Genomic DNA, 22,602 nt, shown 5'->3' with positions numbered 1-22,602 from the left:
GCTCGGCCTCAGCGGTCCGCCCGGGCTGCGACGGACACCGTCCAGACCGTGCCCACCAGGGCCGCGGCCGCACCGGCGCCGAACACCCACGGGAGCCCGAGCCCCTCGGCCACCAGACCCAGCGCGATCGGGCCGGCGCCGAGGCCCAGGTCGATCGCCGCACTGGCGGTCCCGGCGGCGGCGCCGCGCTCCGCCGGCCCGGCGGTCGCGAAGATCGCGCTGAAGAAGGCGGGCGTGCTGAAGACGACGCCGAGCGCGAGCACGGCGGCCCCGACCAGCAGACCCGCCGCCGACTGCCAGAGCGCGGCCGCTGCGAGTCCGAGCGCCATCGTCACCAGGGCAGTCGCCGCCACCAGGTGCGGTGGCAGCACGTCCATGAAGCGGGCGAAGCTGATCCGGCCGAGGACCACCACGCCGCCGTAGACGGTCAGCGGCAGACTCGCGCCGGCCAGACCCACCGCGTCCGCGTGCAGCGCAGCGAACGCCAGGAACGCGCTCATGGCGATCGTCGAGGCCAGGAAGCCGAGCGCCGGCGGGATCGAGGGTCGGTGCACGACCGGCTGGTGCGCCGGCCCCGTCCGCCCCGCCCCGGATGCGGCCCCTGGCTCCGAGGACCTCGTCTCGGGCAGGCCGGCCACGAGCAGGACGGCCAACCCGGCGAGTGCCGCCGCCCCGGTCCAGGCAGCGGGGAAGCCGAGGCTCCTGGTGAGCAGTTCCCCGAGCGGCGGCCCCGCGGCCAGACCCAGGTAGAGCCCGAGGGAGTTGTAGCTCAGCACCTGGCCCATCCGGCTCGGCGGTGCCAGGTCGGCGACCGCCGCGAACGAGGCCACCATGAAGGCCGCCTCGGCCACTCCGAGCAGCAGCCTCAGGAGTATGACGAGAGCCAGGTCCTCGACCAGTCCGGTGAGCAGCATGGTCGCCGCGGCGAGCGCCGCACCCCCGAGGAGCAGCGGTCGTCGGCCGTGGCGGTCGGTGAGGCGCCCGGCGAACGGCCGCAGCACGAGGGCGGTGACCGCGAAGGCGCCGAACGCCAGGCCGGCCCCAGCGCGTCCGGACCCCACCGGTCCGGTGACGAACATCGGCAGGGTGTAGATCGCCACCCCCGCCGCAGTGAAGTAGGCCAGGTCTGCCGCCGTCAGCTGCACCAGCGAACGGGTCAGCAAGCGCTCCGTCGCGGCGGACTCACGGGGGTGGGCTTCCGCCGCGGCGGACTCACGGGCGCGGGCGCTGGGCTCCGTGGTGTTCATGTACCAAGCGTCGTCCGTCGCAGCCACCGGGCGGATGGGTAGGGTTACCCATCTTTGAGCAGCCCGTGCTCCATCGCGAACAGGGCCGCGCCGGCCCGGGTCGAGCAACCGATCTTCAGGTAGGTGTCCTGCACGTGGTGCTCGGCCGTGCGCGGAGAGATGCTGAGGCTCCGGGCGATCTGACGGTTCGACTGCCCGGCCGCCACGAGCCGGAGCACCTCGACCTGCCGCGCGGTGAGGCCCGCCGGCCGGGCTCCTCGCGACGCGGTGCCGTGCCCGGCCGCGTGCAGGACCGCCTCCACGACGTCGCCGTCCAGGGCGCCCGCCCTCGCCTCGGCCCGCAACCGCTCGGCCGCGCGTGCCGGGGCCGTGCCCGGCCGGTGCGCCCGGTCCTCCACCAGTCTCCGGTAGGCGTCCGCCGTCGCCAGCACCCGCGAGGCGACCGACAGGTGCGCGCCCCCCAGCCCGCGGAAGTAGCCGCTGCCGTCGAGGCGCTCGTGGTGCTGCCCTGCGAGGGCACCCGCCTCGGCCAGCGCGGGGACCCGCGAGAGGATGCGTTCGCTGAGCTGGGGATGCAGCCGGGTCTGCTCGAGCTCGCTGCGGGTGAGGGTGCCGGGCTTGTCCCAGATGCTGCTGGGTGTGCCGATGCGCCCCAGGTCGTGCAGGTAGCCCGCGACCCGCACGGTCTCGACCTCCGCCTCCCCGAGGCCGAGCCCGGCCGCGGCCGAGGCTGCCAGCTCCCCGACCGCACCCGAGTGCCCCTGGAACCACGGGCTCTTCAGGTCCGCCAGGTCGCCGAACGTCCGGGAGACCTCCCGGACGCCCGGCACGTCGACCCACCGCACCGGGTCAGGCTCCGACTGGAGGGCCAGGTCGAAGGGGTCCGCGTCCCCAGTGTCCATCAGGTCACCGGCCCGCTCCACGAAGACATGGACCAGCGCCGGGTCGAGCACGGTCCCTGAGCGGCGCCGCAGCTCCGGCACCACCGCGTCACGTCCCGCCTCCGCGTCGGTCTGCACGGCGACCGAGGCCACGTGCACGAGTCGGGTCGCCCGGGGGATCTGCTCGCCACGCACGTCCGGGTAGCCCCGGCCGTCCCACTGCGCCAGCGCGTGCACCAGCGCGACCTGGACCGTGTCGGACAGCCCCAGACGCCCGGCGGCCTGCCGGGTCACCTCGCACGTGGCCGTCGGTCCGAGGGTGGCGTCCTTGCGCGCGGTGGTCAGCGTGGTGGCCAGCACGCCCACCCTGGACCGGCCGCTGCTCTCCGCCAGGCCCGTGACGAAGGTCCGCCAGACGTCGCGGTTGTCCGAGAAGTCGGTGCCGAAGGCCAGGCGCACGAAGGCCGTGTCGTCGCCCCACCGCTGCCCGTTCTCGTGGGCGTAGGCCGTGCACCCCAGGTGTTGCAGGAGCGAGGCGTAGAGCACGTCGGAGACCTGGTCACCCGGGCACCCCAGCGCCGTCGCGAAGCGCGTCGCCACCACGCTGCGCCGCAGCGACTCGTCCAGCGGGGACCCGGATCCCAGGTCCGTGCCGAGGGACAGCGCGCCGAGCAGGCCCAGCAGGCGGAACACCTCTCCACGATGGCACAGCGGGCCGGTGCGCACCAGAGTCTCCCCCGGCATACTGCAGGTCCTGCTGAGGAAGAATGGGCCCGTGCCCGCAGAGACCGACGAGACCCGCACCCGACGTCTGCTGGCCTGGTTGGGCTGCGGTCTGCTCGCCGGGGGCATGCCGGTCCACGAGGCCGAGGAGGACGTGCGGGCGGTCGCGGCGGCGCTGGGCCATCCCCGCACGCAGGTCGCCTGCTCACCCAATGCGATCACCCTGTCCCTCGCGTCCGGGGAGCCGGCGACCCTCGAGCGGGTGGAGGGCGGTCTGCGGCTGGACCAGCTGGCCGAGGTGTCGGTGCTCCAGGCCGGCCTGCGCACCCGCACCATCACGGTCGAGGACGCCCTGGCGAAGATGTCGACGCTGCGGGCGCAGCCGCACCGTTACGCCCACGGCGGCCTGCTCGGCGGCGGCCTGCTGGCCGCGGTCGGCATCGCCCTGGTGCTGGCGCCCAGCTGGCCCTCGGTGCTCTTTGCGGCCCTGATCGCACCGTGGACGGTCACGCTCATGGTGTTCTCCGGGCGGAGCGCGCTCGTGCGGACCCTGATGCCGTTCTTCGCCGCCTTCATCGCCGCGATGATCGCCTTCCTCGCGGCCGGGCAGGGGCTGGTCTCCTCGCCGCTGTGGACGCTGGTCGCCCCCATCGCCGTGCTGCTGCCCGGTGCGCTCATCGTGACCGGGCTGACCGAGCTCGCCGCCGGGTCGATGATGGCGGGCACCGCCCGGCTCGGCTACGGCGCGACCCAGCTGTTGCTCTTCGCCCTCGGCATGGGTGCCGCGGTCGTGCTGCTGCGGGTCCCTCCGGAGGAGATCGACCTGACCCGTCCCCTGGGGTGGTGGGCTCCGGTGGTCGGTGTCGTCATCGTGACGATCGCCATCTCGCTGATGGAGTCGGTGTCCATCTCGATGGTGCCCTGGCTGCTGGCGACGATCCTGGCCACCTTCCTGGCCCTGACCGCGGGCAACGCGCTGTCCGACGCGCCGTGGCTCGGCGCGTTCCTGGGCGCGACCGCCGCCAGCCTGGTCGCCACCGTCGTGGAGTTCCTGCGCCCCCAGTTGCCGCGGGTCATCGCGTTCCTGCCGAGCTTCTGGCTGCTCGTGCCGGGCTCCCTCGGGCTGGTCTCGCTGACCCGCATCGAGGTGGCGCCCGACACGGCGATCGGCGCGCTCGGCGGCGTCGTGATCATCGTCGCCGCGATCGCCCTCGGCATCGTCGTCGGCGCCGCCCTGGCCCGGCCGATGCGGTCGGTCGCCCGCCGCGTGGGTCTGCTGCCGCTGCTGCGCCGCCTGCCCGGCACCCGCCGGCGTCTGCCCAGCGACTAGCCCGGCTGCCTACGGGCCAGACCGGCTGCCCACGGATAGACCGGCTGCCCACGGACAGACCGTCAGGGGACCACGCCGAGGTTGTCCACCAGGACGCTCGCGGACGCCTCGGCCTCCAGCACGATTGCGACCGACGCTGGCGGCCCGAGATCGCCCCCGGGACCGGACGCGCAGGCCGGCGACACGGCATACGACTGCAGGGCCGGCTCGCTGGTGGCGGTGGGCTGCAGCACCGCCAGCTTGACGGTCTGCCCGGACAACTGATCCGGTATGCCGTCCGGTCCGGTGACCGGGCAGGTCGCCACCGCGCCGCCCGCGTCGGTCACCTCCAGGTGGACCGTGACCGGTGCGCCGCCTGCGCTCAGCTGCGCCAGGTCGACGACCACTCGGGCGTCCGCGCCGAGGCCCTCCACCGGGATCCCGACCCTCGCCGGGCCGCCGTCGAGCGACAGGTGAAGAGCCGGGTTGTCCGAGGTGCCGACCCGCAGCGGCAGCGGGGCGACCGTGGCCGAGGCACCCTCGACCGGCACCGTGCCGAGCGACGTGTCGAGTCCCGCGGCACCGACCACGGCGTCGTCGAAGCCGATCACCCCACCGCGTTCCCCCGAGGCGGCCGCCACCCGGTAGCCGGTGTCGGGCAGCCAGCCTGCCTCGGGCAGCGTCCCGTCGAACAGGGTGCCCGCGGCCCGGTCGTCGCGCAGGGTGTGATCCAGGAACGCCGAGACGAGGACGGTGGCGACCTGCCGCTGCTGTTCCGGTGCGAGCAGGGCCGCCGTGTCCAGCACGTGCTTGCTCAGCCCCAGCCCCACGTCGTAGCGCCCCCACCGGGCGTTGAACTGGCTGTGGTTGGCCCGGTGGATCAGGACCGCCGCCTTCACCGTGTCATCCGAGGTTGCGGTACGGGCGTACTGGTTGCTGCCGGCGAAGGCCCCCACGTCCGCGTCGTGGCTCCCTGCCAGGGTGAGGTAGTTGACGTCCTGCAGCACCACGGGCTCGCCCCCGACCGGCACGAGCCCGTCACTGGGTGCCAGCGCCACGACGCTGCTGATGGTGACGCCGGTGGTCAGGTCATGGCCCGGCAGCTCGGGGTCGGAGCCGAGTGCGTCCAGGGCAGTGGCGGCGGCGACGGCCTCCCCGCCGCGGGAGTGGCCGACCAGGGCAACGCGGCCGAGGTCGACCTGGGCCGCGACGGGCCCGCCACCCTCCTGCCAGGCCGCCCACTGGCGCAGGTGCTGCAGCACGAGCCAGGCCCGGGTCCGGTCGGCACCGACGATGCCTCCCGCCCGGTCCAGCACGCTGGTGTTGAGAAAGCCCATGTCCAGGGAGGCCACGACATACCCCCGGCTGGCCAGCACGTCGGCCAGGTAGGCGAACCCCAGGTCGCTGTCCGCGTGCGGGGAGTTGCCGTGCGCGATGAGCACCAGCGGGAACGGTCCACCCTCGGCCGGCGCCCAGACCGCGCCGTTCACCGGCAGGGCTGACGCGTCGAACCCCCACACCTGGCTGCGCGTGTCGCCGCTGCGCCAGCCGCTGATCAGCCCGCTCGCGTCGACCGGCGAGGTGGTCACGTCGGCGGAGGCGTAGTGGTCGGTCGGACCGGGAACAGCGCTGGCGTATGACGTGGACGTCACCTCGTGCGGACCGCGTGCCGAGGGGTCCGCCGGAGCCTCACCTCCCCGGACGGCCAGCAGGTCGGGGGCGTCGGCACCGGGGCCGGGCCAGGCGAGTCCCGCCGCAACGACGGCCACTGTGGCGGCGCTGACGGCTGCTGCGACTACCCGGCCACGGCCCGGACGTGCCGAGCCACCGGCCAGGAGCCCGCCGACGGCGCCGCCGATCAGTGCGGCGGTGGTCACGGCCACCACGCAGAGGAGCAGCCAGGCCGTGCGGGAGGCTCCTGCGCCCATCGTGACCAGGAGCAGCAGCGCCCCGACGAGCACGGCCAGGAAGGGCACCGGCCAGTGTCGGCGCAGCGCCGCAACGACACCGGTGAGCAGGAGGGCGACCACGACCGTCACGCCGCAGGCCAGCAGCGGGTCGTTGACCAGGATCCGCCAGGACGCCGCCGCGGCGCCGGGGAGGATCTGCTCGGCCGCGCGCCAGCCCCACAGGGCCAGCGCGGTCACGGCCACCGCAACCGTCGCGCCGGTCCAGCCGGGACCGGTCAACCAGCGCCGCTGCAGCCACCCGCGCACCCGGCGCCCGCCCCGTGCCTCTGCCGAGCCGCTGTCCATCGTGCCGCCGTCCCCTCTGTTGCGTCGTCGCCGCCGCTGGACGGCCATGGTGCGCGGCTCAGGCTCCCACAAAACCGGGTGCCGACGCAGCGACGGCACGCCTAGGGTGGGCGCCCATGACGCAGAACCTCTTCGCCTCCGACCGGCAGGACCCGCCCCACTCCGGGAGCGAGCGGGCGATCCTCGAGGGCTTCCTGGACTTCCACCGCGACACGCTGCTGCGCAAGTGCGAGGGGTTGACCGACGAGCAGCTCAAGACCCGCTCGTGCGAGCCGTCGACCCTCACCCTGCTGGGTCTCTTGCGCCACCTCGCGGAGGTTGAGGCCTGGTTCAACGACGACCTGGCTGACGGGCAGATCCCGGGGATCTACTGGAGCGAGCAGGACCCCGACGGCGACTTCGACAACCTCGCCGACGCCGTGGTGGCCGACGATCTCGCGACCTACCGAGGCACGGTCGAGCGGTCCCGTGCCTTCGCCGCGGGCATCACCGACCTCGACACGGTCCTGTCCCGCAGCCGGTCCGGCGCCGACATCTCGCTGCGGTGGATCTACGTGCACATGATCGAGGAGTATGCGCGTCACAACGGTCACGCGGACCTCTTGCGTGAGCGGATCGATGGCGCCACCGGCGAGTGACCCCCGCCGCGTGCGGGAGGACCTCGGGCTGGCCGGCTCGCGGGTGCTGTTCGTCAAGGTCGGCGAGGGGCACTACCGACTGCTCGCGCGGACTGGTTCGTTGCGTGATCTCGCCGGCGTCCTGCAGCGGCCTGGCCAGGCGCCACGGACGGTCGAGGAGATGCAGGAGGGGATCGCCGATGCAGCCGCGACGGCCGGAGCACGCAACGAGCCCGGTGCATGATCGGCATCGACACCAACGTCCTGGTGCGCTACGTCGTGCGGGACGACGAGGACCAGTTCGAGCGGGCAGCCGCCGTCCTGGCGGACCTTGCTCCGGCACGACCTGGGTTCATTACGCAGGTCACGCTGGTCGAGTTCTACTGGGTGCTGACCCGCAGCTATGGCTACTCACGCGACACCGTGCTCACGGTCATCTCCCAGCTGGTGTCGTCGACGAGCCTGGAGTTCGACGACGCGGAGGGAGTCGTCCGAGCCCTGACCCTGGCACAGGAAGGTGCCGACTTCGCCGACGCCCTCATCGCCGGGGCCATGGAGCCCTTCGGCATCACCGACATCGTCACCTTCGATCGGCGGGCCGCCGGCTCACTCGGCTGGCACCTGCTGACCGACGAGGCGACCCACGGCATATGCCCCGGATGAGGTCGTTCGAGGATCTGGTCGCCGAGGCCGAGGCGGCCGACGTCACCGGGTGGGGGTTCGGCTGGCTCGACGGGCGGGCCACCGAGGAGCGACCGCCGTGGCAGTATGCCGTGCTGCTGGCCGAGCGGCTGGCCACCGTCGACTCCGCGCTCGACCTGGACACCGGTGGCGGCGAGGTGCTGGGCGAGGCGGCAGCGCTCCCGCCGCGGATGGCGGCGACCGAGGCGTGGCCGCCGAACCTGGTGCGGGCTCGCGAGCGCCTGGGGCCGCGGGGTGTGGAGGTCGTCGACACCTCCCGGAAAGAGGGCCTGCCGTTCCCGGACCGCTCGTTCGAGCTAGTCACCTCGCGGCACCCGGTGGCGCCCGACTGGCCGGAGATCCACCGGGTGCTGGTCGAGGGCGGGACCTATCTGGCACAGCACGTCGGGCCCAGGTCGGCGGCGGAGCTGATCACCCACTTCGTCGGCTCCTGGCCCGACGGCCCGGAGGGTCGGGACCCGGAGCGCGAGGCCGCAGCCGCCGAAACGGCCGGGCTGACGGTGGTGGATCTGCGGACGGCGCTTTGCCGGATGGAGTTCCACGACATCGGTGCTGTCGTCTGGACGCTCCGCAAGTGCGTGTGGTGGGTGCCGGATTTCACGGTCGCCCGTTACCGCGACGAGCTGCTCGCGCTCGACGCGCAGCTGCGGGCGGGCCGCCCTGTCGTCGCGCACTCAACGCGACACCGCATTGAGGCGCGGCGCTGACCTGCTCGTTCAGCGGGCCGCGGCGCTGGCGGACTCCGTCAGGGGGCCGCGGCGCCCAACGCGAGGCAGGCGTCCTCGGCCGCCAGGTCGGGCCAGGCGGCACCGAGGCGCTCGGGCAGCCGCCACGTGCCGCCCGGCTCCCGACGCGCCTGGGAACGCAGCCAGTCGAGCTCGGCCGCCGCGCCGTCGGCGAAGACGGTCGGCTCCACTCCGAGTGCCACGTCGGCCGACGTGTCGAGCTCCATGTCGAGGGTCCACGGCAGCCGGCCGATCCCCTCCGGACAGCCGTCCCCGTCGACGTCGATGAGCTCCATGGCCCCGCCGGCCAGCGCGACCGCCTCACCGAGCAGCTCCCGCGCCGGGCGCGGGTCGCCGTCGGCGACGTTGAGCACCCTCGCTGCGGGGGTCTGCGCGCAGGCCAGGATCGTGCGGGCCAGCGCCTCCGTCGAGGTCGTCGACTCCACGACGTCACCGTGGCGCACCGCGATCCTCGTGCGCCCGGCGAGCACCCGCGCGAGCACACCCCACAGTCGCGGCTGCCGTGTGCCGGCCCCATGGATCTTGCTCGGCCGCAGCAGCGAGATCCGCTCCCCCTCGGCCCGCAGCACCCGTTCGGCCTCAGCCTTGTTCGCGCCGTAGCCCTCCGCCGACTGGTGCTCCTCCCCCGCGAACGCCATCGTCGGTCGCTCCTCGGTGACCGGTCCGTCCCAGACCGGCTTCTCCGGTGAGTTGAGGTGGCGGCCCAGCCCGTCGACATACACCGCCTTGGCCGACAGCATCACGGTGGAGCCGCACGCGCGGGACCACCTGGCCAGCTCCCGCGCCCGGTCCGGTGTGTAGCACTGCCCGTCGACCAACAGGCCGACCCCTGACCCGACCAGCGCACCCGTCGCCTGCTCGTCGGCGCGGTCCGCAACAACGGTCCGTATGCCGTGCCTCGCCCAGTCCTCCGGCGCCACCGAGGCGTCGCGCCCGGTGACGGTCACCTGCCACCCGTGGGCGGCGAGCAGCTCGGCGGTGCGGCGCAGGGTGCCGGTGCCGCCGAGCAGGAGCGCGGTGTCGGGCATGTTGTCCTTCAGTGGCTGGGCGTGAGTGACGGGCGGTCCGTGTTGGCTGAGAGTGACTGACGCGGCGGTCCGGTTGGCTGATGGCCCCACGCCGTGGACCGCGTCTGATCCTGCCACGTGCCCGGAGCCGTACCAGCGTGTGGCAAATGTGCCAGTGTGTGGGATCCGACCCCAAATCGGGGGTCAAATCCCACACACTGGAACAAAGTCCACACGCGGGCCCCGGCCACTCTCGGCGTATGGAGGGGGTGGACACCATGTGGGGGCACCGTGCGCTCGTGGGAAGGCGTCGAGACTTCACGCCGTGCTCGTGGGACGGCATCGGAAAACCCCTGCGCCGCGCGCTCGGTCGGGGCAAGGATGGACGCATGGACCTGACCTCGTTGGACCACCTGTCCCAGGACGAGCTGTGGGACGCCCGGGCCGCAGCGGCCTACGACACGCCGGGCACCGACATGTTCGCGCCCGAGGTGCTGGAGCCGACCGTCGAGCGGCTGGTCGAGCTGGCGTCCGGCGGCGCGGCGCTGGAGTTCGCCGTCGGGACCGGGCGGGTGGCGATCCCGCTCGTGGAGCGCGGGGTGCCGGTCACCGGGATCGAGTTCTCGGCACCGATGATCGCGCGGCTGCGGGAGAAGGTCGACGCGCAGAAGCTGCCCGTGGTGCAGGGCGATATGGCCACGACCCGCGTCGACGGTGAGTTCTCGCTGGTGTTCCTGGTCTTCAACACGATCGCCAACCTGCTGACCCAGGACGAGCAGGTCGAGTGCTTCCGCAACGCTGCGGCCCACCTGCGGCCCGGCGGCCGCTTCGTCGTCGAGCTCTGGGTGCCCGACCTGCGCGGCGCGTCGCGGACCGCCGCGGCCCAGGTGTTCACCGTCGCGGATGGCTACGTCGGCCTGGACGTTATCGACACTGTCGACCAGCGCGTCGTCTCGCACCACTTCCGCTTCGACCAGGACCCAGCGGACCGGCGACGCGCGACCGTCGGCCGCACCCCGCACCGCTATATCTGGCCCTCGGAGCTGGACCTGATGGCGCGGCTGGCCGGGATGGAGCTGGAGTCCCGGCACGCCGACTGGTCAGGCAATGACTTCACCGCACACTCGGGCTCGCACGTGTCCGTCTACCGGCTGGTGCAGGGCCACGGCACACGTTGATCCGGACACCGCTGAGCGCAGGCTGAGGGCGCCATTCGCCTACACTGGGGCCAGCGTCGCGTGCCGGTGGCAGTCAGTGCCAGGCATGGAGGCGCCGGATACGAAGGAGAGACGATGACGACGTCGACCCTTCGCCCTCAGCGTGACTGAGGGCGAGAAGACCAGGCTGATCGCCTGGAGCCGCGAGTTGCGCGCCGTCCACGAGCGGCTGCGCGAGGCACTGCACGTCACCCGTGAGGCGCTGGCCGCGGGGGCACCCGCAGGAGAAGTGAGCCGGGACCTGCTGCTTTTCTGTCACGGGTTCTGCACCGCGCTGACCGGTCACCACGAGGGCGAGGACCGTCGGTTGTTCCCGGCGATCGCCGCGGCCCACCCGGAGCTCGCGGACACGCTGCGCTACCTGGAGCAGGACCACTCGACGATGAACCATCTGATCGGCGGGCTGCAGAAGGCCCTCGGGGCCAACGCACCCCCGGACGAGCTCGAGCGACATCTCGACGGGCTCGGAGCCATCATGGAGTCACACTTCGCCTACGAGGAGCGGCAGCTGCTCAGCGTGCTGGAGACGCTCAAGCTGCGGGCGGACCCCGCCGAGGTGCTGGGACCGTTATAACGATCCCCACACGGTGAACTCGTTGCCGTCGGGATCGGTCATGAGGACAGCATCACCGGCGTCCTGCAGCCGGGTGGCGCCGAGGGCCCGCAGCCGGTCGGCCTCGGCCGCAGGGTCGGCGACGTGAAGCTCGAACCGCTGTCGTGGCCGGCCGTCTCTGGGCCTCAGGGGTGGACCGCCCCAGGCCACCATGGTGCCACCTGCGGGCGACTGGATGGCGGTCTCCTCGTCCCGGTCCCACACCAGCGGCCACCCAAGGACATCCCGCCAGAAGAGCCCCACCGCCCGCGTCCCGTCACAGGCGAACTCGCCGAGGAAGCCGCAACCCTCCAGGTAGGCGTTCCCCGCCTCGATGACGCAGAACTCGTTGCCCTCCGTGTCGGCCAGCACGTGGGGGTCCTCCGGCAACGGACCGACGCGCACGGGGCGACCGCCCAGGGCGACCGCCCAGGGCGACCGCACGCTCCACCGTCCGGTCCTGGTCAGTGAGCACGGCGTTGGTCAGGGGCAGATGGATCGGGTTGGGCACCGTGGGCTCCGTGCGGGTGAGAGTGAACCTCAGCCCCGGCCGCCGGTCGTCACCGGCGATCAGCGGTCCGCGCGGATCGCTCTCCAACGGCAGCCCGAGGAGGTCCGCCCAGAACCGCCCGAGCCCCGCGGGCTCGAATGCGTCGATCTGCAGGGTCAAGGCCCTCACCCCCTCACGGTAGGCCGCCCCGATCGGCGCCGGCAACGGGATATGCATCGATACAGGTGGAGAGTCACCGGCAACGGCCCATGCATCGATCACAGATGGAGAAGTCACCGGCTGCGGGCGTCACTACAGTCGTGCCCATGAGCATCACATTCGAAGGACGCGTGCGGCAGATCGGCGACCGGCTCATCGTGCCACTCCCAGCGGACGCCAGCGGGGCGCTCCCCTCCCGCGGCCAGGTCGCGGTCGAGGGGGAGGCCAACGGGCACTCCTTCGCCACCGTCCTGGAGCCGGACGGCCGCAAGGGCCACTGGGTCGCGGTCGACGACGGGTTGCGGGAGACGCTCGCGCTCGAGGACGGGGACACCCTCACCTGTGAGGTCACGCCGACCGAGACGTGGCCGGAGCCCGAGATTCCCGAGGACCTCGGGTCGGCGCTCGACGACGCTCCCGACCTGGCCGACACCTGGGTCAGCCTCACGCCGATGGCGCGCTGGGAGTGGGTGCGGTGGGTCCAGTCGACGAGGAGCCCGTCGACCCGCGAGCGCCGGGTCGAGGTCAGCGTCTCCAAGCTGCGCGACGGCAAGCGCCGACCCTGCTGCTTCGACCTCTCCTCCTGCACCGACCCCGAGCTCTCCCGGAGCGGCAAGCTCATCGACGCGGGCTGACCGACACCCCGAGCAACGCGGCGGCTAACCCCTCCGGCCGGCTGAGCGCCGCCAGGTGACCGCCGGGCACCAGCTCCACCGGCAGGCCCAGCCGTTCCTGCGCCACTCGACGCTGGAAGTCCGGCGGGAAGAACCGGTCGTGGCTGCCCGTGAGCACCCGGGTGGGCACGTCGGGCCACGCCGGCAGTGGCCACGGGTCGTCGAACGGCCGTTCGGTCTGCTGTGGCTCACCCATGGCCATCGCCTCCGCCGTGACGTCCTCGGGCACATCGTGGAAGAAGTGGTGCATCACCTCCATCGGCTCGCTCAGCGCGTGGCCCGTCGCGGCCCACCACTCATGACCGGACTCGCCGGGCCGGGGGATCATCGCGTTGACCAGCACGAGCTCCCGGACGTCCAGCCCGTCGCAGACCAGTGGCGCCGACAGCCCGCCCATCGACTGGGCGACCACGGTGACCGGCCCGGGATCCGGACCTGCCGCGGCAACGATCGTGTCGGCATACTCCACAAGGCCGGCGTGCGGATCAGCCGCGGGGAGCTCGACAGCGACGGCATCTGGCAGCAGCGGGACGAGCCGGTGCCAGTACCACGCCTGTCCACCGGCCCCGGGGACGAGGAGATAGCGCATGGCAGGACTGACCCGACCGGAGGCAGGAACTCATCGGCGGCGGCGCGAGCGAGGGTGTCGTGACGGAGGGCGCGGCGGACGAGCGCGATCAACAATGAGGGCATGACCGTGGCCGAGACGCGCGCAGCGTCATTGCCGAGCCCGCGAGGGCCCTTGAGCGAGCGCGTCCTCACCACCCTGCGGAGCGATCCCGGCCGGCTCACCACAGACCCGGGGGACCCCCAGGACGTCGACGAGGTCGATGCCGCGCTCACGCTCTGGGTGCTGCACGAGCTGTCCTACCGCGGCTTCGAGGACGTCTCGCCCGACGCCGAGTGGGAGCCGGCCGTTCTCGCGCTCCGCCGTCACCTGCAGCGCGACCTCGAGGCACGGCTCCGGGCCCGCTGGCCCGGCCACGAGGTGTCCCGGGAGACCTTCGCCGACGACCTGATGGCCTTCATCGAGAGCGACGACGGGCCGTCGGTGGCGTCCTACGTGCACAGCCACGCCAGCGCGGACCAGGTGCTCGAGCTCGTGCGGTGGCGCTCGATCTATCACCTGAGGGAGTCCGACCCCTCCACCTGGACCCTGCCCCGGCTGACGACCGCCCCCAAGGCGGCACTGGCCGAGCTGCAGTACGACGAGTACGGCTCGGGCCGCCCCGACCGCCTGCACGCACACCTCTTCGCGAGGGCGATGGAGGCGCTGGGCCTGAGCACCCGCTACGCCGACTACCTCGACGAGTGCCCCCTGGAGGTGCTCGAGATGAACAACGTCATGACGCTCTTCGGGCTCGACGGGCGTCTGCGCGGGGCCTCGATGGGTCACCTGGCCGCGTTCGAGGTGACCAGTTCGGTGCCCAGCGGCCGCCTGGTCAAGGGACTGCAGCGCCTGGGGATGGCCGAGGAGATCATCGACTACTACGCCGAGCACGTCGTCGCCGACTCGGTCCACGACCAGATCGCCGTCCGGCTGATCTGTGCCGCGCTGGCCGCCGACGAGCCGGACCAGGCCGAGGACATCTTCTTCGGAGCCTTCACCTGCCTGGACCAGGAGGCCCGCTTCGCCCGGGCCATCCTCGGTCGCTGGGGCGTGGCCGCATGACGACCCTGCCCGAGCGGGTGCTCGTGTGCCCGGGAGGGCCCCTGCTCCTGCGCGGGTGCCAGACCTACACGGATGGCGAGGGGGTCGAGCACGCAGTGGATCGCACGGTCGTCGCGGTCTGCCGCTGCGGCTTCTCCGGCAGGCTCCCCTGGTGCGACAGCACCCACAAGCGGCTGCCCCCGGACAAGCGTCCCGACTAGGCCGGCCGGGCGTCCGGGCCGAGTCGCCGCAGGCTGGCGAGCACCCCGCGCTCACCTGCCCGCACCTCTGTCACCTCCAGGCAGTATGCCGTGAGGTCCAGGGCGTCGACCTGGTCCAGGTCGCCGAGCTGCAGGACCGCGACCCCGTCGCGGTGGAGGTGCTCCTGCATGACCCGCGCGCAGAGTCGGGCCACAGCAAGACCGTCGGGCCCGCCGTCGATCGCCAGCAACGGGTCCTCGGGATAACGGGTGGTCTGCTCGGTCGCCACCCACGGCGGGTCGGCGATGATCACCGAGAAGACCTCGCGGTCGCTCAGGACCTCGCTCATGTCTCCGCCACGGACCTCGACCCAGTCGTCGAGTCCGGCGGCAGCGGCGTTCGCGGTCGAGAGGGTGACCGCGGCGGGGTTGAGGTCCACGGCCACAAGGTGCCGTCGCGTGTCAGCGGCGGTGAGCGCCGTCGCCAGGAGGCCGATGTGCCCCGCCCCGCAGCACAGCTCGAGCACTGGCCCGGGAGGCGCCAGCGACATGAGCTCTGCCGCCCACCGGGACTGGTCGGCGGTCCAGCGCCTCGGCTCCAGGACCCGCTCGTCGTAGGTGATCTGCAGACCCGAGAAGTCCACCGTCGGCGTCATCCCGTCCACGCTAACGGCAGCTCGCAGGCGGTGCGGGCGGGGCGCGGAGGGCGGCCGACCGGTGAGCGCTGTGCATCTGCACACAACCTTCACACGCTCCACCCACCTTCGCCCCCAGGCCGGTCATAGCCTGGCAGTCATGACCACCGGCACCTCCGCATACCGCCTCGGCCTCCTCGTCACGGTGGGGACCGCCGCCCTCCTCGTCCTCGGCGCCGGAGCGCTGGGCATCGTCGGGTCTGGGGGTCGTGCCGATCTGCTCTACGGTGCGGTCCTCGCGGTCCTCGTCCTGGGTGCGCTCCTGGCCAGGTTCCGGGCGCGTGGGATGGCGGTCACGCTCGTCGCGGCCGCGGTCGCCACGGTGGCCGTGACCGTGGGCGTCCTCGTGGCCGTGGTGCCCGGGCGCGATGACGTGTCCGTGCTCGACCTGGTGGGGCTCACGATGATGTACGCCGGCCTGTTCGGACTCGCCGCGTGGCTGTTCGGCCGCGCAACGGCCCGGCCGGCAGTCGCCCCCGCACACAGCTGAGTCGCGACACCGTGTGGACGGTGTCGCGACTCAGGACAACTGGCGGTGGCGGTGGGATTTGAACCCACGGAGGACTTGCGCCCTCACACGCTTTCGAGGCGTGCTCCTTAGGCCGCTCGGACACGCCACCGCCAGGCAGGTTACCCGAGGCGGTGGGGGCCGAAGAAATCGACGAGGNGCCGGCAGTCGCCCCCGCACACAGCTGAGTCGCGACACCGTGTGGACGGTGTCGCGACTCAGGACAACTGGCGGTGGCGGTGGGATTTGAACCCACGGAGGACTTGCGCCCTCACACGCTTTCGAGGCGTGCTCCTTAGGCCGCTCGGACACGCCACCGCCAGGCAGGTTACCCGAGGCGGTGGGGGCCGAAGAAATCGACGAGGGCCGCGGCGCACTCGGTCTCGAGCACCCCGCCGACCACTTCCGGGCGGTGCAGCGCCCTGCGGTCGCGCGGCAGATCCCACACCGAGCCGCAGGCCCCGGCCTTCGGGTCCCAGGCGCCGAAGACGATCCGGGACACCCGCGCGAGCACCGCGGCACCGGCGCACATCGCGCACGGCTCCAGCGTCGCGACGAGCGTGCAGTCCTCCAGGCGCCACCGGCCCAGGGCCGCCCCGGCCTCGCGCAGCGCCACCACCTCGGCGTGGCCGGTCGGGTCGTGCAGCACCTCGCGCACGTTGAACCCGCGACCGACGACCACGCCGTCGGGAGACATGACGAGCGCCCCGATCGGCACGTCCCCGCCCTGCTCGGCACCGGCGGCGAGGTCGAGGGCCTCCCGCATCCACACGGCATACTCCCCCGCACCCCAGACGGGCACCTCCCTCACCCGGTGCCCTCCGTGTCCCAGGCCTGCGACGCCGCCGCGTCGAGGAAGGGGCGCACGATCTCCAGGACGAGGGAAGGGTTCGCCAGGCCGCCGAAGTGGGTCGTGCCCGGCAGCACCGCCAGCTGCGAGGACGGGACGCCCTCGAAGTCGCCGTTGACATCACCGCCGCGCAGCTGCAGGAACCGGATCGCGTGCTCGAGACGAACCATGTCGGAGTCGCCCACCGTGAACAGGGTCGACGCAGTGATGCCCCGGATCGCGTCCTCGGACCAGCCGTCCTCGCCCGCGCCGTAGGAGCCGAGCTTGTCCAGCAGCGTCTGCAACTTGTCGGGGTGGGGCGACTTGGCGAGATAGTCGGCCTCCATCGGGGTCCCCGCAATCATGTCGACCGTCATCTCCGCGACGGCCTCGGCGTTCTCCGAGCCGCGGTTGCCGGAGGGGTCGAAGGAGACCGAGGAGATGATGGCCCGCCGGATCAGCTCCGGGTGCTCGATGCTCAGCTGCAGCGCGACGGCACCGCCGACGCTGTAACCGAAGACGTCGACCTCGCCCACCCCCAGGTGCTCCAGCAGGGCGACCACGTCGGCGGTCAGGCCGGCAGTCGTCAGGAGCCGGTCGGCGTCGTTGGTGCGCCCGTGACCCTGGAAGTCGGTCGCGATGACGCGCCGGCCCTCGCTCAGGCCGGGCAGCAGCGGCCCGAACTGCAGGTCGATGTTGAACAGGCCGCCGTGGAGCAGGAGCAGTGGGGTGCCGGTGTCGGGGCCGTGCAGCTCGTAGTACATCTGCAGCCCGTTGACCGGTGCGTAGCCAGTCTCGATGGGTGCTGTGCCGGTGGTTTCCGCTGATGTCGTCATGGTTCCTCCTCACGTCCTCGGGTCCAGCCTGCCAGGCGGCTGCCGGTCCGGCCGATTTCTTTTCGGCACCCGGACCGACCAGGACGCCGGACGAAACTGAGCGGTCCCCGCCCGAGGGGGTCGTCGCAGCCAGGCCCAGCAGGTAGGTTCGCAGTATGCGCGTCCACGTTGCCGACCACCCGCTGATCGCCCACAAACTCACCTACCTGCGCGACAAGCGGACCGACACCCCGACCTTCCGTCGGCTGGCCGATGAGCTGGTCACACTCCTGGCCTACGAGGCGACGCGCGAGGTGCGGGTCAGCCCGTTCGAGATCGAGACCCCCGTCGCCCCGACGACGGGCATCCACCTGTCGACGCCCAAGCCGCTCGTGGTGCCGATCCTGCGGGCCGGGCTCGGGATGCTCGACGGGATGATGCGGATGCTGCCCACCGCCGAGGTCGGCTTCCTGGGCATGGTCCGCAACGAGGAGACCCTCGAGGCGCACACCTACGCCAACCGGCTGCCGGACGACCTGTCGAACCGGCAGTGCTACGCCCTGGACCCGATGCTCGCGACCGGCGGCACCCTCGCTGCGGCGGTCCACTTCCTGGCCGAGCGGGGCGCCCACGACATCACCGCCATCACGCTCCTCAGCGCCCCAGAGGGCATCGCGCTGCTGGAGGAGGAGCTGAAGGATCTGGAGCCGCCGGTCACGCTCGTCACCGGCGCCATCGACGAGCGGCTCAACGAGCACGGCTACATCGTGCCCGGTCTCGGCGACGCGGGCGATCGGCTCTACGGAGTGATCTGAGCAGGCGGGCACGGGGCGTCCACCGTCCCCCACCCGGGCCACACGCACGGCCGGATAGGTTGCCTGCATGGTGACCGCGTCCAGCCGCAGCAACGTCGAGCCGTTCCACGTGATGGAGGTGCTCGCGGCCGCGGCCGAGCGGGAGCGCACGCACGGTGACGCGATCTTCCTGTGCGCGGGGCAGCCGTCCACGCCGGCACCCCGGGCGGTCCGCGAGGCGGCGGTGAGTGCCCTCCAGGGTGAGGTGCTCGGCTACACCGAGGCGACCGGCATACTGCCCCTCCGGCAGGCCATCGCCGAGCACCACCGGGACTCATATGCCGTGGACGTCGACCCCGCTGACGTGATCGTCATGACCGGCAGCTCCGGCGCGTTCACGACACTGTTCCTGGCGGCCTTCGAGGCTGGTGACCGGGTGGCCATGACACGGCCGGGTTATCCGGCATACCGGAACACGCTGGCCGCCCTCGGCTGCGAGGTGCTCGAGCTCGACTGCGGCCCGGAGACGCGCTACCAGCCGACCGTGGCCATGCTGGAAGCCCTGCCGGAGCCGCCGAAGGGATTGATCGTGGCCAGCCCGGCCAACCCGACCGGCACGGTGATCGACGCCGACGAGCTCGCGGCGATCGCCCGCTGGTGCGAGGAGGCCGGCTGCCTGCTGATCAGCGACGAGATCTATCACGGCGTGACCTACGGCCGGCCGGTCGCGAGCGCCTGGCAGACCAGCCGCGAGTCGGTCGTGGTGGGCTCGGTCAGCAAGTACTTCTCGATGACCGGCTGGCGCCTTGGCTGGGCGATCGTGCCCGAGGCGCTGCGTCGGCCGATGGAGGTGCTGACCGGGAACCTCAACATCTGCCCGCCGGCGATCTCCCAGCACGCCGCGCTGGCCGCCTTCACCCCCGAGGCCCAGCGGGAGCTGGACGGCCACGTCGCGCGGTATGCCGAGAACCGGGACCTGCTGCTGCGCCGTCTGCCCGAGCTGGGGCTCACCTCGTTCGCTCCCCCGGACGGCGCGTTCTACGCCTGGTGCGACATCTCGCACCTGACCGACGACTCGCTGCGGTGGTGCCAGGACGTGCTGGCCGCGACCGGGGTGGCGCTGACGCCGGGCGTCGACTTCGACACCGTGCACGGCCACCAGTGGGTGCGGCTCAGCTTCGCCGGCGGCACCGGGGAGATCGACGAGGCGCTCGACCGGTTGGACGCCTCGGGCTTGTTGCGTACGTAAGCACTGCCCGGGTGGACGTCTCGTTATTGCGTGCGTGAGCACTGCCCGGATGGCCGCCTCGGGTTGTTGCGTGCGTGAGCACTGCCCGGGTGGCCACCTCTCGGAGACGTGACATTGGTGTCCCTGATGCACCAGCCCCGGGCTGGCGTCTGTCATGCACCAGGTCTTGGGCTGGTGCGTGGCGTGCACCAGGTCTTGGGCCGGCGCGTGGCGTGCACCAGGTTTTGGCCTGGCGCGTGGCGTGCACCAGCCCTGGACTGGTGCGTGTCGTGCACCAGTGTCACGTCTCCGAGGACCCTGCCTGACGCCCACCGCTGGGGTCACCTCCGCCGCGAGCCTCCGGCCCGCTCACCGGTCGAGCACACCCAGGACGGACCGACCGACCCGCTCGCCGATCGGGATCGCCGAAGTCGCCGCCGGGGAGGGTGCGTTGCACACGTGGACCTGGCGGGCGGTGTGCCGCAGCAGGAAGTCCTCCACGGGCCGCCCGGTGCGAGTGATCGCCTGCGCACGGATCCCGGCCGGATAGGGCAGCAGGTCCTCGACCGTGAGCGACGGGGCGTACTTCTGCACCTGCCGCAGGTAGCCCGACCGGAAGACCGAGTCGCGCGCCTCCGACAGCCCGGTCCGCAGGTTGCCTCGCCCGAACCGCCACATCCCCGGGAACAGCGAGTATGACGCCACGTCCCGCAGGCGGACAGCTCCCCTGGGATAGCCCTCCCGGGACAGGCCGAGGACCGCGTTGGGGCCGACCGTCACGCGGCCGTCGATCGTGGGCGAGAGGTGCACCCCGAGGAAGGGCAGCTCCGGGTCGGGCACCGGATAGATGAGCCGCGTCACGAGATCGTTCTTGGCGGCGGGCAGCTGGTAGTACTCCCCGCGGAAGGGCACGATCCGGAACCTCACGTCGAGCCCGCCCATCCGGGCGACCCGGTCGGCCTGCAGTCCGGCGCAGGCGACCAGCGCGCGGGCTCGCAACTCCCCGGTGTCGGACTCCAGGTGCACGCCCGTGCCGTCCTCGGCGATGGACCGCACGGCCGCCCGGGTGACGACCCGCACACCCGACGCCACCAGTTCGGCAGCCATGGCGCGGGCGACCTCGCGGAAGTCCACGATCCCGGTCGCCGGGGACAGCAGCGCCTCCAGGCCCCGGACGTTCGGCTCCAGCGCACGCAGCCTGGCCCCGTCGACCGACTCGAGCTCGATCCCGTTCTGCGCCGCCCGCTCGCCCAGCGCGCGCAGCCGCACGACCTCGGGCTCTTCGGTGGCGACGACCAACTTGCCGGGCACGGCATACGAGATGCCGTGCTCGTCGCAGAAGGCCTTCGTCGCAGCCTCCCCCGCGCGGCACAGCCTCGCCTTGAGCGAGCCGGGGGCGTAGTAGATGCCGGCGTGGATGACGCCCGAGTTGTGACCGGTCTGGGCGGTGGCGACGTCGTCCGCCTTGTCGAGGACGGTCACGGACAGGCCGGGGCGGGCGCGCAGCAGCGCCCGGGCGGTGGCCAGACCCACGATGCCCGCACCGATGACGACGACGTCCTCCATGCCGCCCCCTCTCTCAGGGAGAGTGTCGCAGCCCCCAGCGGGTCGCGGTCAGTCGAAGGGCGTGTCCTGGACGATGAAGACCGCGTCGACCGGGGACTCCTGACACACCGACGTCCAGCGCTCGTCGTCGGCCGGCCCACCGCCACCGCCCCAGGAGACCGGCTCACCCTCCTGGGCCATGGCCGCCGAGGAGCCGTCCCCAAAGACGGAGTAGACCAGGCGTGGGTCGTCGGTGCCGGGCGCCTGGAAGCCCTCGGCGTTGGGGAAGATCAGCCCCGTCCGCACCCCGTCCGTCTCCACGACGGGGCAGCCCTCGTCGGTGAACTCCACCGTGCCCTCGATCAGCGCGTCCTCGCGCGGGCCGTCCGGGTCGAAGGCGTAGGTCGGCACGTCGAACCAGCCGGCCTCCTCCCGGGTGGTGGGCACCGTGGGCAAGTCGCCCGGCACCTCGGGAGACTCTGCCAGCGGATCGATCGCGGCGATGTCGTTGACGTACACCGCGTCCCGCGCCGGGGTGTCAGCGCACAGGCTGTCCCAGGCCTGCGCGAGCTCGCCGGTCATCGGCTCGGCCCAGCCCCCGGCATACTCCATCGGCTGCCCCTCGGTGGCGTAGACACGACCCTGCGCGTCGACGACCCCCCGCACCCCGTTGTCGTACGTGACCCCGGTCGCGTTCGGGAAGAACAGCGGGGTCGCGCTCTCCCCGAAGACCAGCAACGGGCAGCCGGCGTCGGTGAACGCGAGGGCTCCGGCGACCAGCGCCCCGTCGCCGCCGGACTCGTCCCAGTCGAAGGTGGGCACCTCGAACGTGTCGGCGATCGGACCGTCGGCGGGTGGCACGAACTCGCCGGCCGGACCGACCTGCCCGTCGGTGGAGGGCAGGTTCGCCCAGACGACGGCACCGATCACCGCGGCCGCGGCAAGGGCTGCTGCGCCGACCAGCCACGGACGCCGACGCCGGGAGATGCCTCGGCTCTGGAGTTCCTCCAGCGGCGGAGGCAGTATGCCGTCGCTCGCCCGGGCGGCCTCCTCCCGCAGGAGCGTGGCCAGCCTGGCCTCGTGAACCGGCTCAGGGATGTGGTCGCGCTCAGACATCGTCGACCTCCAGGGTGAGTGCGGCGGCCAGGGTGGACCTGGCGCGGGAGAGGCGGGACTTGACCGTACCCTGGGCGACGTCGAGCTCGGTGGCGATGCGCGCGACGGGCAGGTCGTGCAGGTAGTGCAGGACGACGACCTCGCGGTGACCCGCCGGCAGGTCCTTGAGCGCCTGCAGCAGGCTGAGCCGCTCGGTGTCGCTCACGCCCTCCGGGTGCGGCGGCTCGGGCAGGTCGTCAAGGACCAACGTGCGACGGTCCTTGCGGCGGCGGTTGAGCCAGATCCGCCACGCGACGGTGCGGAGCCACCCGTCCGGGCTGTCGTAGGTGCGGATCTGGTCCCATCGCGGGATCAGCCGGACGAACGCCTCCTGCGCGACCTCGCTCGCGTCGGCGCCGGGCACACCCATCACCCGCAGCGTCCCGACGAGTCGCCGGAACGCCAGCGGGTAGTAGTCGGCCAGGCCAACGTCCGGGTCCAGTCCCATGTCAACTACACCCTTCTGACGGGATTCTGGTTCCCCCCAATTCTGGGGGCGATGA

The 22,602-nt window shown here is 72.4% G+C and carries 26 protein-coding genes and 2 tRNA genes; 13 read left to right on the top strand and 15 right to left on the bottom strand.

Going from position 1 to position 22,602, the window contains the following annotated elements; translation table 11 throughout:
- Positions 1 to 8: 8 nt before the first annotated feature.
- Together MWU75_RS00290 and MWU75_RS00285 are read right to left on the bottom strand one after the other, a co-directional pair.
- Positions 9 to 1,247: an MFS transporter gene (locus tag MWU75_RS00290; RefSeq protein ID WP_247087314.1), complete on the bottom strand. Its 1,239-nt coding sequence runs from the start codon at positions 1,245 to 1,247 to the stop codon at positions 9 to 11.
- A gap of 44 nt (positions 1,248 to 1,291) precedes the next feature.
- Positions 1,292 to 2,872, bottom strand: coding sequence for an HD domain-containing phosphohydrolase (locus tag MWU75_RS00285; protein WP_247087312.1), 1,581 nt, complete (start codon positions 2,870 to 2,872; stop codon positions 1,292 to 1,294).
- A 31-nt stretch (positions 2,873 to 2,903) separates the two neighbouring features.
- On the opposite strand from MWU75_RS00285, the gene MWU75_RS00280 reads away from it, so the two are divergent.
- Positions 2,904 to 4,181, top strand: a complete 1,278-nt coding sequence (locus MWU75_RS00280; protein WP_247087310.1) for a threonine/serine exporter family protein — start codon at positions 2,904 to 2,906, stop codon at positions 4,179 to 4,181.
- A gap of 62 nt (positions 4,182 to 4,243) precedes the next feature.
- Here the strand turns inward: MWU75_RS00280 and MWU75_RS00275 are convergent, their stop codons facing one another.
- On the bottom strand, positions 4,244 to 6,463 hold the full coding sequence (locus MWU75_RS00275) for a hypothetical protein (RefSeq protein ID WP_247087308.1): 2,220 nt from the start codon (positions 6,461 to 6,463) through the stop codon (positions 4,244 to 4,246).
- A gap of 68 nt (positions 6,464 to 6,531) precedes the next feature.
- Between MWU75_RS00275 and MWU75_RS00270 the strand changes: the two genes are divergently transcribed.
- From MWU75_RS00270 to MWU75_RS00255, 4 genes are read left to right on the top strand one after another with little or no spacing between them, the layout of a single operon-like run.
- Entirely contained in the window at positions 6,532 to 7,053 is a 522-nt protein-coding gene (locus MWU75_RS00270) for a DinB family protein (RefSeq protein WP_247087306.1), read from the top strand.
- On the top strand, positions 7,034 to 7,276 hold the full coding sequence (locus MWU75_RS00265; protein ID WP_247087304.1) for an AbrB family transcriptional regulator: 243 nt from the start codon (positions 7,034 to 7,036) through the stop codon (positions 7,274 to 7,276). Before MWU75_RS00270 ends, MWU75_RS00265 begins: the two co-directional genes overlap by 20 nt.
- A complete protein-coding gene (locus tag MWU75_RS00260) occupies positions 7,273 to 7,695 on the top strand; it encodes a type II toxin-antitoxin system VapC family toxin (RefSeq protein WP_247087302.1) in 423 nt (140 codons plus the stop codon). The genes MWU75_RS00265 and MWU75_RS00260 overlap by 4 nt, the downstream gene beginning before the upstream one ends.
- A complete protein-coding gene (locus MWU75_RS00255; protein ID WP_247087300.1) occupies positions 7,692 to 8,441 on the top strand; it encodes a methyltransferase domain-containing protein in 750 nt (249 codons plus the stop codon). Before MWU75_RS00260 ends, MWU75_RS00255 begins: the two co-directional genes overlap by 4 nt.
- A 38-nt stretch (positions 8,442 to 8,479) precedes the next feature.
- Here MWU75_RS00255 and MWU75_RS00250 read toward each other — a convergent pair whose 3' ends face one another.
- Entirely contained in the window at positions 8,480 to 9,508 is a 1,029-nt protein-coding gene (locus MWU75_RS00250) for a reductase (RefSeq protein ID WP_247087298.1), read from the bottom strand.
- A gap of 368 nt (positions 9,509 to 9,876) precedes the next feature.
- On the opposite strand from MWU75_RS00250, the gene MWU75_RS00245 reads away from it, so the two are divergent.
- Positions 9,877 to 10,665: a class I SAM-dependent methyltransferase gene (locus tag MWU75_RS00245; protein ID WP_247087296.1), complete on the top strand. Its 789-nt coding sequence runs from the start codon at positions 9,877 to 9,879 to the stop codon at positions 10,663 to 10,665.
- Between the two features lie 142 nt (positions 10,666 to 10,807).
- Positions 10,808 to 11,278, top strand: coding sequence for a hemerythrin domain-containing protein (locus tag MWU75_RS00240; RefSeq protein ID WP_247087294.1), 471 nt, complete (start codon positions 10,808 to 10,810; stop codon positions 11,276 to 11,278).
- Here the strand turns inward: MWU75_RS00240 and MWU75_RS00235 are convergent.
- Together MWU75_RS00235 and MWU75_RS00230 are read right to left on the bottom strand one after the other, a co-directional pair.
- Positions 11,273 to 11,686, bottom strand: coding sequence for a VOC family protein (locus MWU75_RS00235; protein ID WP_247088104.1), 414 nt, complete (start codon positions 11,684 to 11,686; stop codon positions 11,273 to 11,275). The genes MWU75_RS00240 and MWU75_RS00235 overlap by 6 nt on opposite strands.
- A complete protein-coding gene (locus MWU75_RS00230; protein WP_247087292.1) occupies positions 11,574 to 12,023 on the bottom strand; it encodes a VOC family protein in 450 nt (149 codons plus the stop codon). The genes MWU75_RS00235 and MWU75_RS00230 overlap by 113 nt, the downstream gene beginning before the upstream one ends.
- Positions 12,024 to 12,112: 89 nt before the next feature.
- Between MWU75_RS00230 and MWU75_RS00225 the strand changes: the two genes are divergently transcribed.
- Positions 12,113 to 12,640, top strand: coding sequence for a YdeI/OmpD-associated family protein (locus tag MWU75_RS00225; RefSeq protein WP_247087290.1), 528 nt, complete (start codon positions 12,113 to 12,115; stop codon positions 12,638 to 12,640).
- Here the strand turns inward: MWU75_RS00225 and MWU75_RS00220 are convergent.
- Positions 12,624 to 13,268 (bottom strand): alpha/beta hydrolase, encoded by a 645-nt coding sequence (locus MWU75_RS00220; RefSeq protein WP_247087288.1) that lies wholly within the window; start codon positions 13,266 to 13,268, stop codon positions 12,624 to 12,626. The two genes, MWU75_RS00225 and MWU75_RS00220, sit on opposite strands and share 17 nt — an antisense overlap.
- Before the next feature lie 102 nt (positions 13,269 to 13,370).
- Between MWU75_RS00220 and MWU75_RS00215 the strand changes: the two genes are divergently transcribed.
- Together MWU75_RS00215 and MWU75_RS00210 are read left to right on the top strand one after the other, a co-directional pair.
- The gene (locus MWU75_RS00215) at positions 13,371 to 14,351 is read left to right on the top strand and encodes an iron-containing redox enzyme family protein (RefSeq protein ID WP_247087286.1); all 981 of its coding nucleotides are present in this window, start codon (positions 13,371 to 13,373) and stop codon (positions 14,349 to 14,351) included.
- A complete protein-coding gene (locus MWU75_RS00210) occupies positions 14,348 to 14,551 on the top strand; it encodes a CDGSH iron-sulfur domain-containing protein (RefSeq protein ID WP_247087284.1) in 204 nt (67 codons plus the stop codon). The genes MWU75_RS00215 and MWU75_RS00210 overlap by 4 nt, the downstream gene beginning before the upstream one ends.
- Here the strand turns inward: MWU75_RS00210 and MWU75_RS00205 are convergent.
- The gene (locus MWU75_RS00205; RefSeq protein WP_247087282.1) at positions 14,548 to 15,186 is read right to left on the bottom strand and encodes a class I SAM-dependent methyltransferase; all 639 of its coding nucleotides are present in this window, start codon (positions 15,184 to 15,186) and stop codon (positions 14,548 to 14,550) included. The genes MWU75_RS00210 and MWU75_RS00205 overlap by 4 nt on opposite strands.
- A gap of 139 nt (positions 15,187 to 15,325) precedes the next feature.
- Between MWU75_RS00205 and MWU75_RS00200 the strand changes: the two genes are divergently transcribed.
- Entirely contained in the window at positions 15,326 to 15,715 is a 390-nt protein-coding gene (locus MWU75_RS00200; RefSeq protein WP_247087280.1) for a hypothetical protein, read from the top strand.
- Positions 15,716 to 15,755: 40 nt separating this feature from the next.
- Here the strand turns inward: MWU75_RS00200 and MWU75_RS00195 are convergent.
- The 4 genes from MWU75_RS00195 to MWU75_RS00180 form a co-directional block, all read right to left on the bottom strand.
- Positions 15,756 to 15,845: transfer RNA gene (locus MWU75_RS00195), tRNA-Ser, on the bottom strand.
- A gap of 116 nt (positions 15,846 to 15,961) precedes the next feature.
- Positions 15,962 to 16,051, bottom strand: a tRNA-Ser gene (locus MWU75_RS00190).
- Between the two features lie 10 nt (positions 16,052 to 16,061).
- The gene (locus MWU75_RS00185; RefSeq protein ID WP_247088103.1) at positions 16,062 to 16,499 is read right to left on the bottom strand and encodes a nucleoside deaminase; all 438 of its coding nucleotides are present in this window, start codon (positions 16,497 to 16,499) and stop codon (positions 16,062 to 16,064) included.
- A gap of 41 nt (positions 16,500 to 16,540) precedes the next feature.
- Positions 16,541 to 17,398 carry an alpha/beta hydrolase gene (locus tag MWU75_RS00180; protein ID WP_247087278.1) on the bottom strand — a complete coding sequence of 286 codons (858 nt, stop codon included), beginning with the start codon at positions 17,396 to 17,398 and terminating at the stop codon, positions 16,541 to 16,543.
- 155 nt (positions 17,399 to 17,553) lie between these two features.
- On the opposite strand from MWU75_RS00180, the gene upp reads away from it, so the two are divergent.
- Positions 17,554 to 18,192 carry a uracil phosphoribosyltransferase gene (gene upp / locus MWU75_RS00175; RefSeq protein WP_247087276.1) on the top strand — a complete coding sequence of 213 codons (639 nt, stop codon included), beginning with the start codon at positions 17,554 to 17,556 and terminating at the stop codon, positions 18,190 to 18,192.
- A gap of 67 nt (positions 18,193 to 18,259) precedes the next feature.
- Complete coding sequence (locus tag MWU75_RS00170) at positions 18,260 to 19,420, top strand: pyridoxal phosphate-dependent aminotransferase (protein ID WP_247087274.1); 1,161 nt, start codon at positions 18,260 to 18,262, stop codon at positions 19,418 to 19,420.
- A gap of 348 nt (positions 19,421 to 19,768) precedes the next feature.
- Here the strand turns inward: MWU75_RS00170 and lhgO are convergent, their stop codons facing one another.
- From lhgO to MWU75_RS00155, 3 genes are read right to left on the bottom strand one after another with little or no spacing between them, the layout of a single operon-like run.
- Complete coding sequence (gene lhgO, locus MWU75_RS00165; RefSeq protein WP_247087272.1) at positions 19,769 to 20,965, bottom strand: L-2-hydroxyglutarate oxidase; 1,197 nt, start codon at positions 20,963 to 20,965, stop codon at positions 19,769 to 19,771.
- A 48-nt stretch (positions 20,966 to 21,013) separates the two neighbouring features.
- Complete coding sequence (locus MWU75_RS00160; protein ID WP_247087270.1) at positions 21,014 to 22,060, bottom strand: hypothetical protein; 1,047 nt, start codon at positions 22,058 to 22,060, stop codon at positions 21,014 to 21,016.
- The gene (locus MWU75_RS00155) at positions 22,053 to 22,547 is read right to left on the bottom strand and encodes a SigE family RNA polymerase sigma factor (protein ID WP_247087268.1); all 495 of its coding nucleotides are present in this window, start codon (positions 22,545 to 22,547) and stop codon (positions 22,053 to 22,055) included. The genes MWU75_RS00160 and MWU75_RS00155 overlap by 8 nt, the downstream gene beginning before the upstream one ends.
- Positions 22,548 to 22,602 lie beyond the last annotated feature (55 nt).

It is taken from the genome of Ornithinimicrobium sp. F0845 (genome assembly GCF_023015765.1).
Lineage (GTDB): Bacteria > Actinomycetota > Actinomycetes > Actinomycetales > Dermatophilaceae > Ornithinicoccus.
Note: the sequence above shows the minus strand (reverse complement) of the source record. Positions and strands in the feature narration are given on the sequence as shown.

Excerpts from the sequence above, each read along its gene's own strand:
- MWU75_RS00290 (WP_247087314.1), bottom strand. The coding sequence starts at position 1,247 with ATGAACACCACGGAGCCCAGCGCCCGCGCCCGTGAGTCCGCCGCGGCG.
- MWU75_RS00285 (WP_247087312.1), bottom strand. The coding sequence starts at position 2,872 with ATGCCGGGGGAGACTCTGGTGCGCACCGGCCCGCTGTGCCATCGTGGA.
- MWU75_RS00275 (WP_247087308.1), bottom strand. The coding sequence starts at position 6,463 with ATGGCCGTCCAGCGGCGGCGACGACGCAACAGAGGGGACGGCGGCACG.
- MWU75_RS00270 (WP_247087306.1), top strand. The coding sequence starts at position 6,532 with ATGACGCAGAACCTCTTCGCCTCCGACCGGCAGGACCCGCCCCACTCC.
- MWU75_RS00265 (WP_247087304.1), top strand. The coding sequence starts at position 7,034 with ATGGCGCCACCGGCGAGTGACCCCCGCCGCGTGCGGGAGGACCTCGGG.
- MWU75_RS00260 (WP_247087302.1), top strand. The coding sequence starts at position 7,273 with ATGATCGGCATCGACACCAACGTCCTGGTGCGCTACGTCGTGCGGGAC.
- MWU75_RS00255 (WP_247087300.1), top strand. The coding sequence starts at position 7,692 with ATGAGGTCGTTCGAGGATCTGGTCGCCGAGGCCGAGGCGGCCGACGTC.
- MWU75_RS00250 (WP_247087298.1), bottom strand. The coding sequence starts at position 9,508 with ATGCCCGACACCGCGCTCCTGCTCGGCGGCACCGGCACCCTGCGCCGC.
- MWU75_RS00245 (WP_247087296.1), top strand. The coding sequence starts at position 9,877 with ATGGACCTGACCTCGTTGGACCACCTGTCCCAGGACGAGCTGTGGGAC.
- MWU75_RS00230 (WP_247087292.1), bottom strand. The coding sequence starts at position 12,023 with ATGCATATCCCGTTGCCGGCGCCGATCGGGGCGGCCTACCGTGAGGGG.
- MWU75_RS00225 (WP_247087290.1), top strand. The coding sequence starts at position 12,113 with ATGAGCATCACATTCGAAGGACGCGTGCGGCAGATCGGCGACCGGCTC.
- MWU75_RS00220 (WP_247087288.1), bottom strand. The coding sequence starts at position 13,268 with ATGCGCTATCTCCTCGTCCCCGGGGCCGGTGGACAGGCGTGGTACTGG.
- MWU75_RS00215 (WP_247087286.1), top strand. The coding sequence starts at position 13,371 with ATGACCGTGGCCGAGACGCGCGCAGCGTCATTGCCGAGCCCGCGAGGG.
- MWU75_RS00210 (WP_247087284.1), top strand. The coding sequence starts at position 14,348 with ATGACGACCCTGCCCGAGCGGGTGCTCGTGTGCCCGGGAGGGCCCCTG.
- MWU75_RS00205 (WP_247087282.1), bottom strand. The coding sequence starts at position 15,186 with ATGACGCCGACGGTGGACTTCTCGGGTCTGCAGATCACCTACGACGAG.
- MWU75_RS00200 (WP_247087280.1), top strand. The coding sequence starts at position 15,326 with ATGACCACCGGCACCTCCGCATACCGCCTCGGCCTCCTCGTCACGGTG.
- MWU75_RS00185 (WP_247088103.1), bottom strand. The coding sequence starts at position 16,499 with ATGCGGGAGGCCCTCGACCTCGCCGCCGGTGCCGAGCAGGGCGGGGAC.
- MWU75_RS00180 (WP_247087278.1), bottom strand. The coding sequence starts at position 17,398 with ATGACGACATCAGCGGAAACCACCGGCACAGCACCCATCGAGACTGGC.
- upp (WP_247087276.1), top strand. The coding sequence starts at position 17,554 with ATGCGCGTCCACGTTGCCGACCACCCGCTGATCGCCCACAAACTCACC.
- MWU75_RS00170 (WP_247087274.1), top strand. The coding sequence starts at position 18,260 with ATGGTGACCGCGTCCAGCCGCAGCAACGTCGAGCCGTTCCACGTGATG.
- lhgO (WP_247087272.1), bottom strand. The coding sequence starts at position 20,965 with ATGGAGGACGTCGTCGTCATCGGTGCGGGCATCGTGGGTCTGGCCACC.
- MWU75_RS00160 (WP_247087270.1), bottom strand. The coding sequence starts at position 22,060 with ATGTCTGAGCGCGACCACATCCCTGAGCCGGTTCACGAGGCCAGGCTG.
- MWU75_RS00155 (WP_247087268.1), bottom strand. The coding sequence starts at position 22,547 with ATGGGACTGGACCCGGACGTTGGCCTGGCCGACTACTACCCGCTGGCG.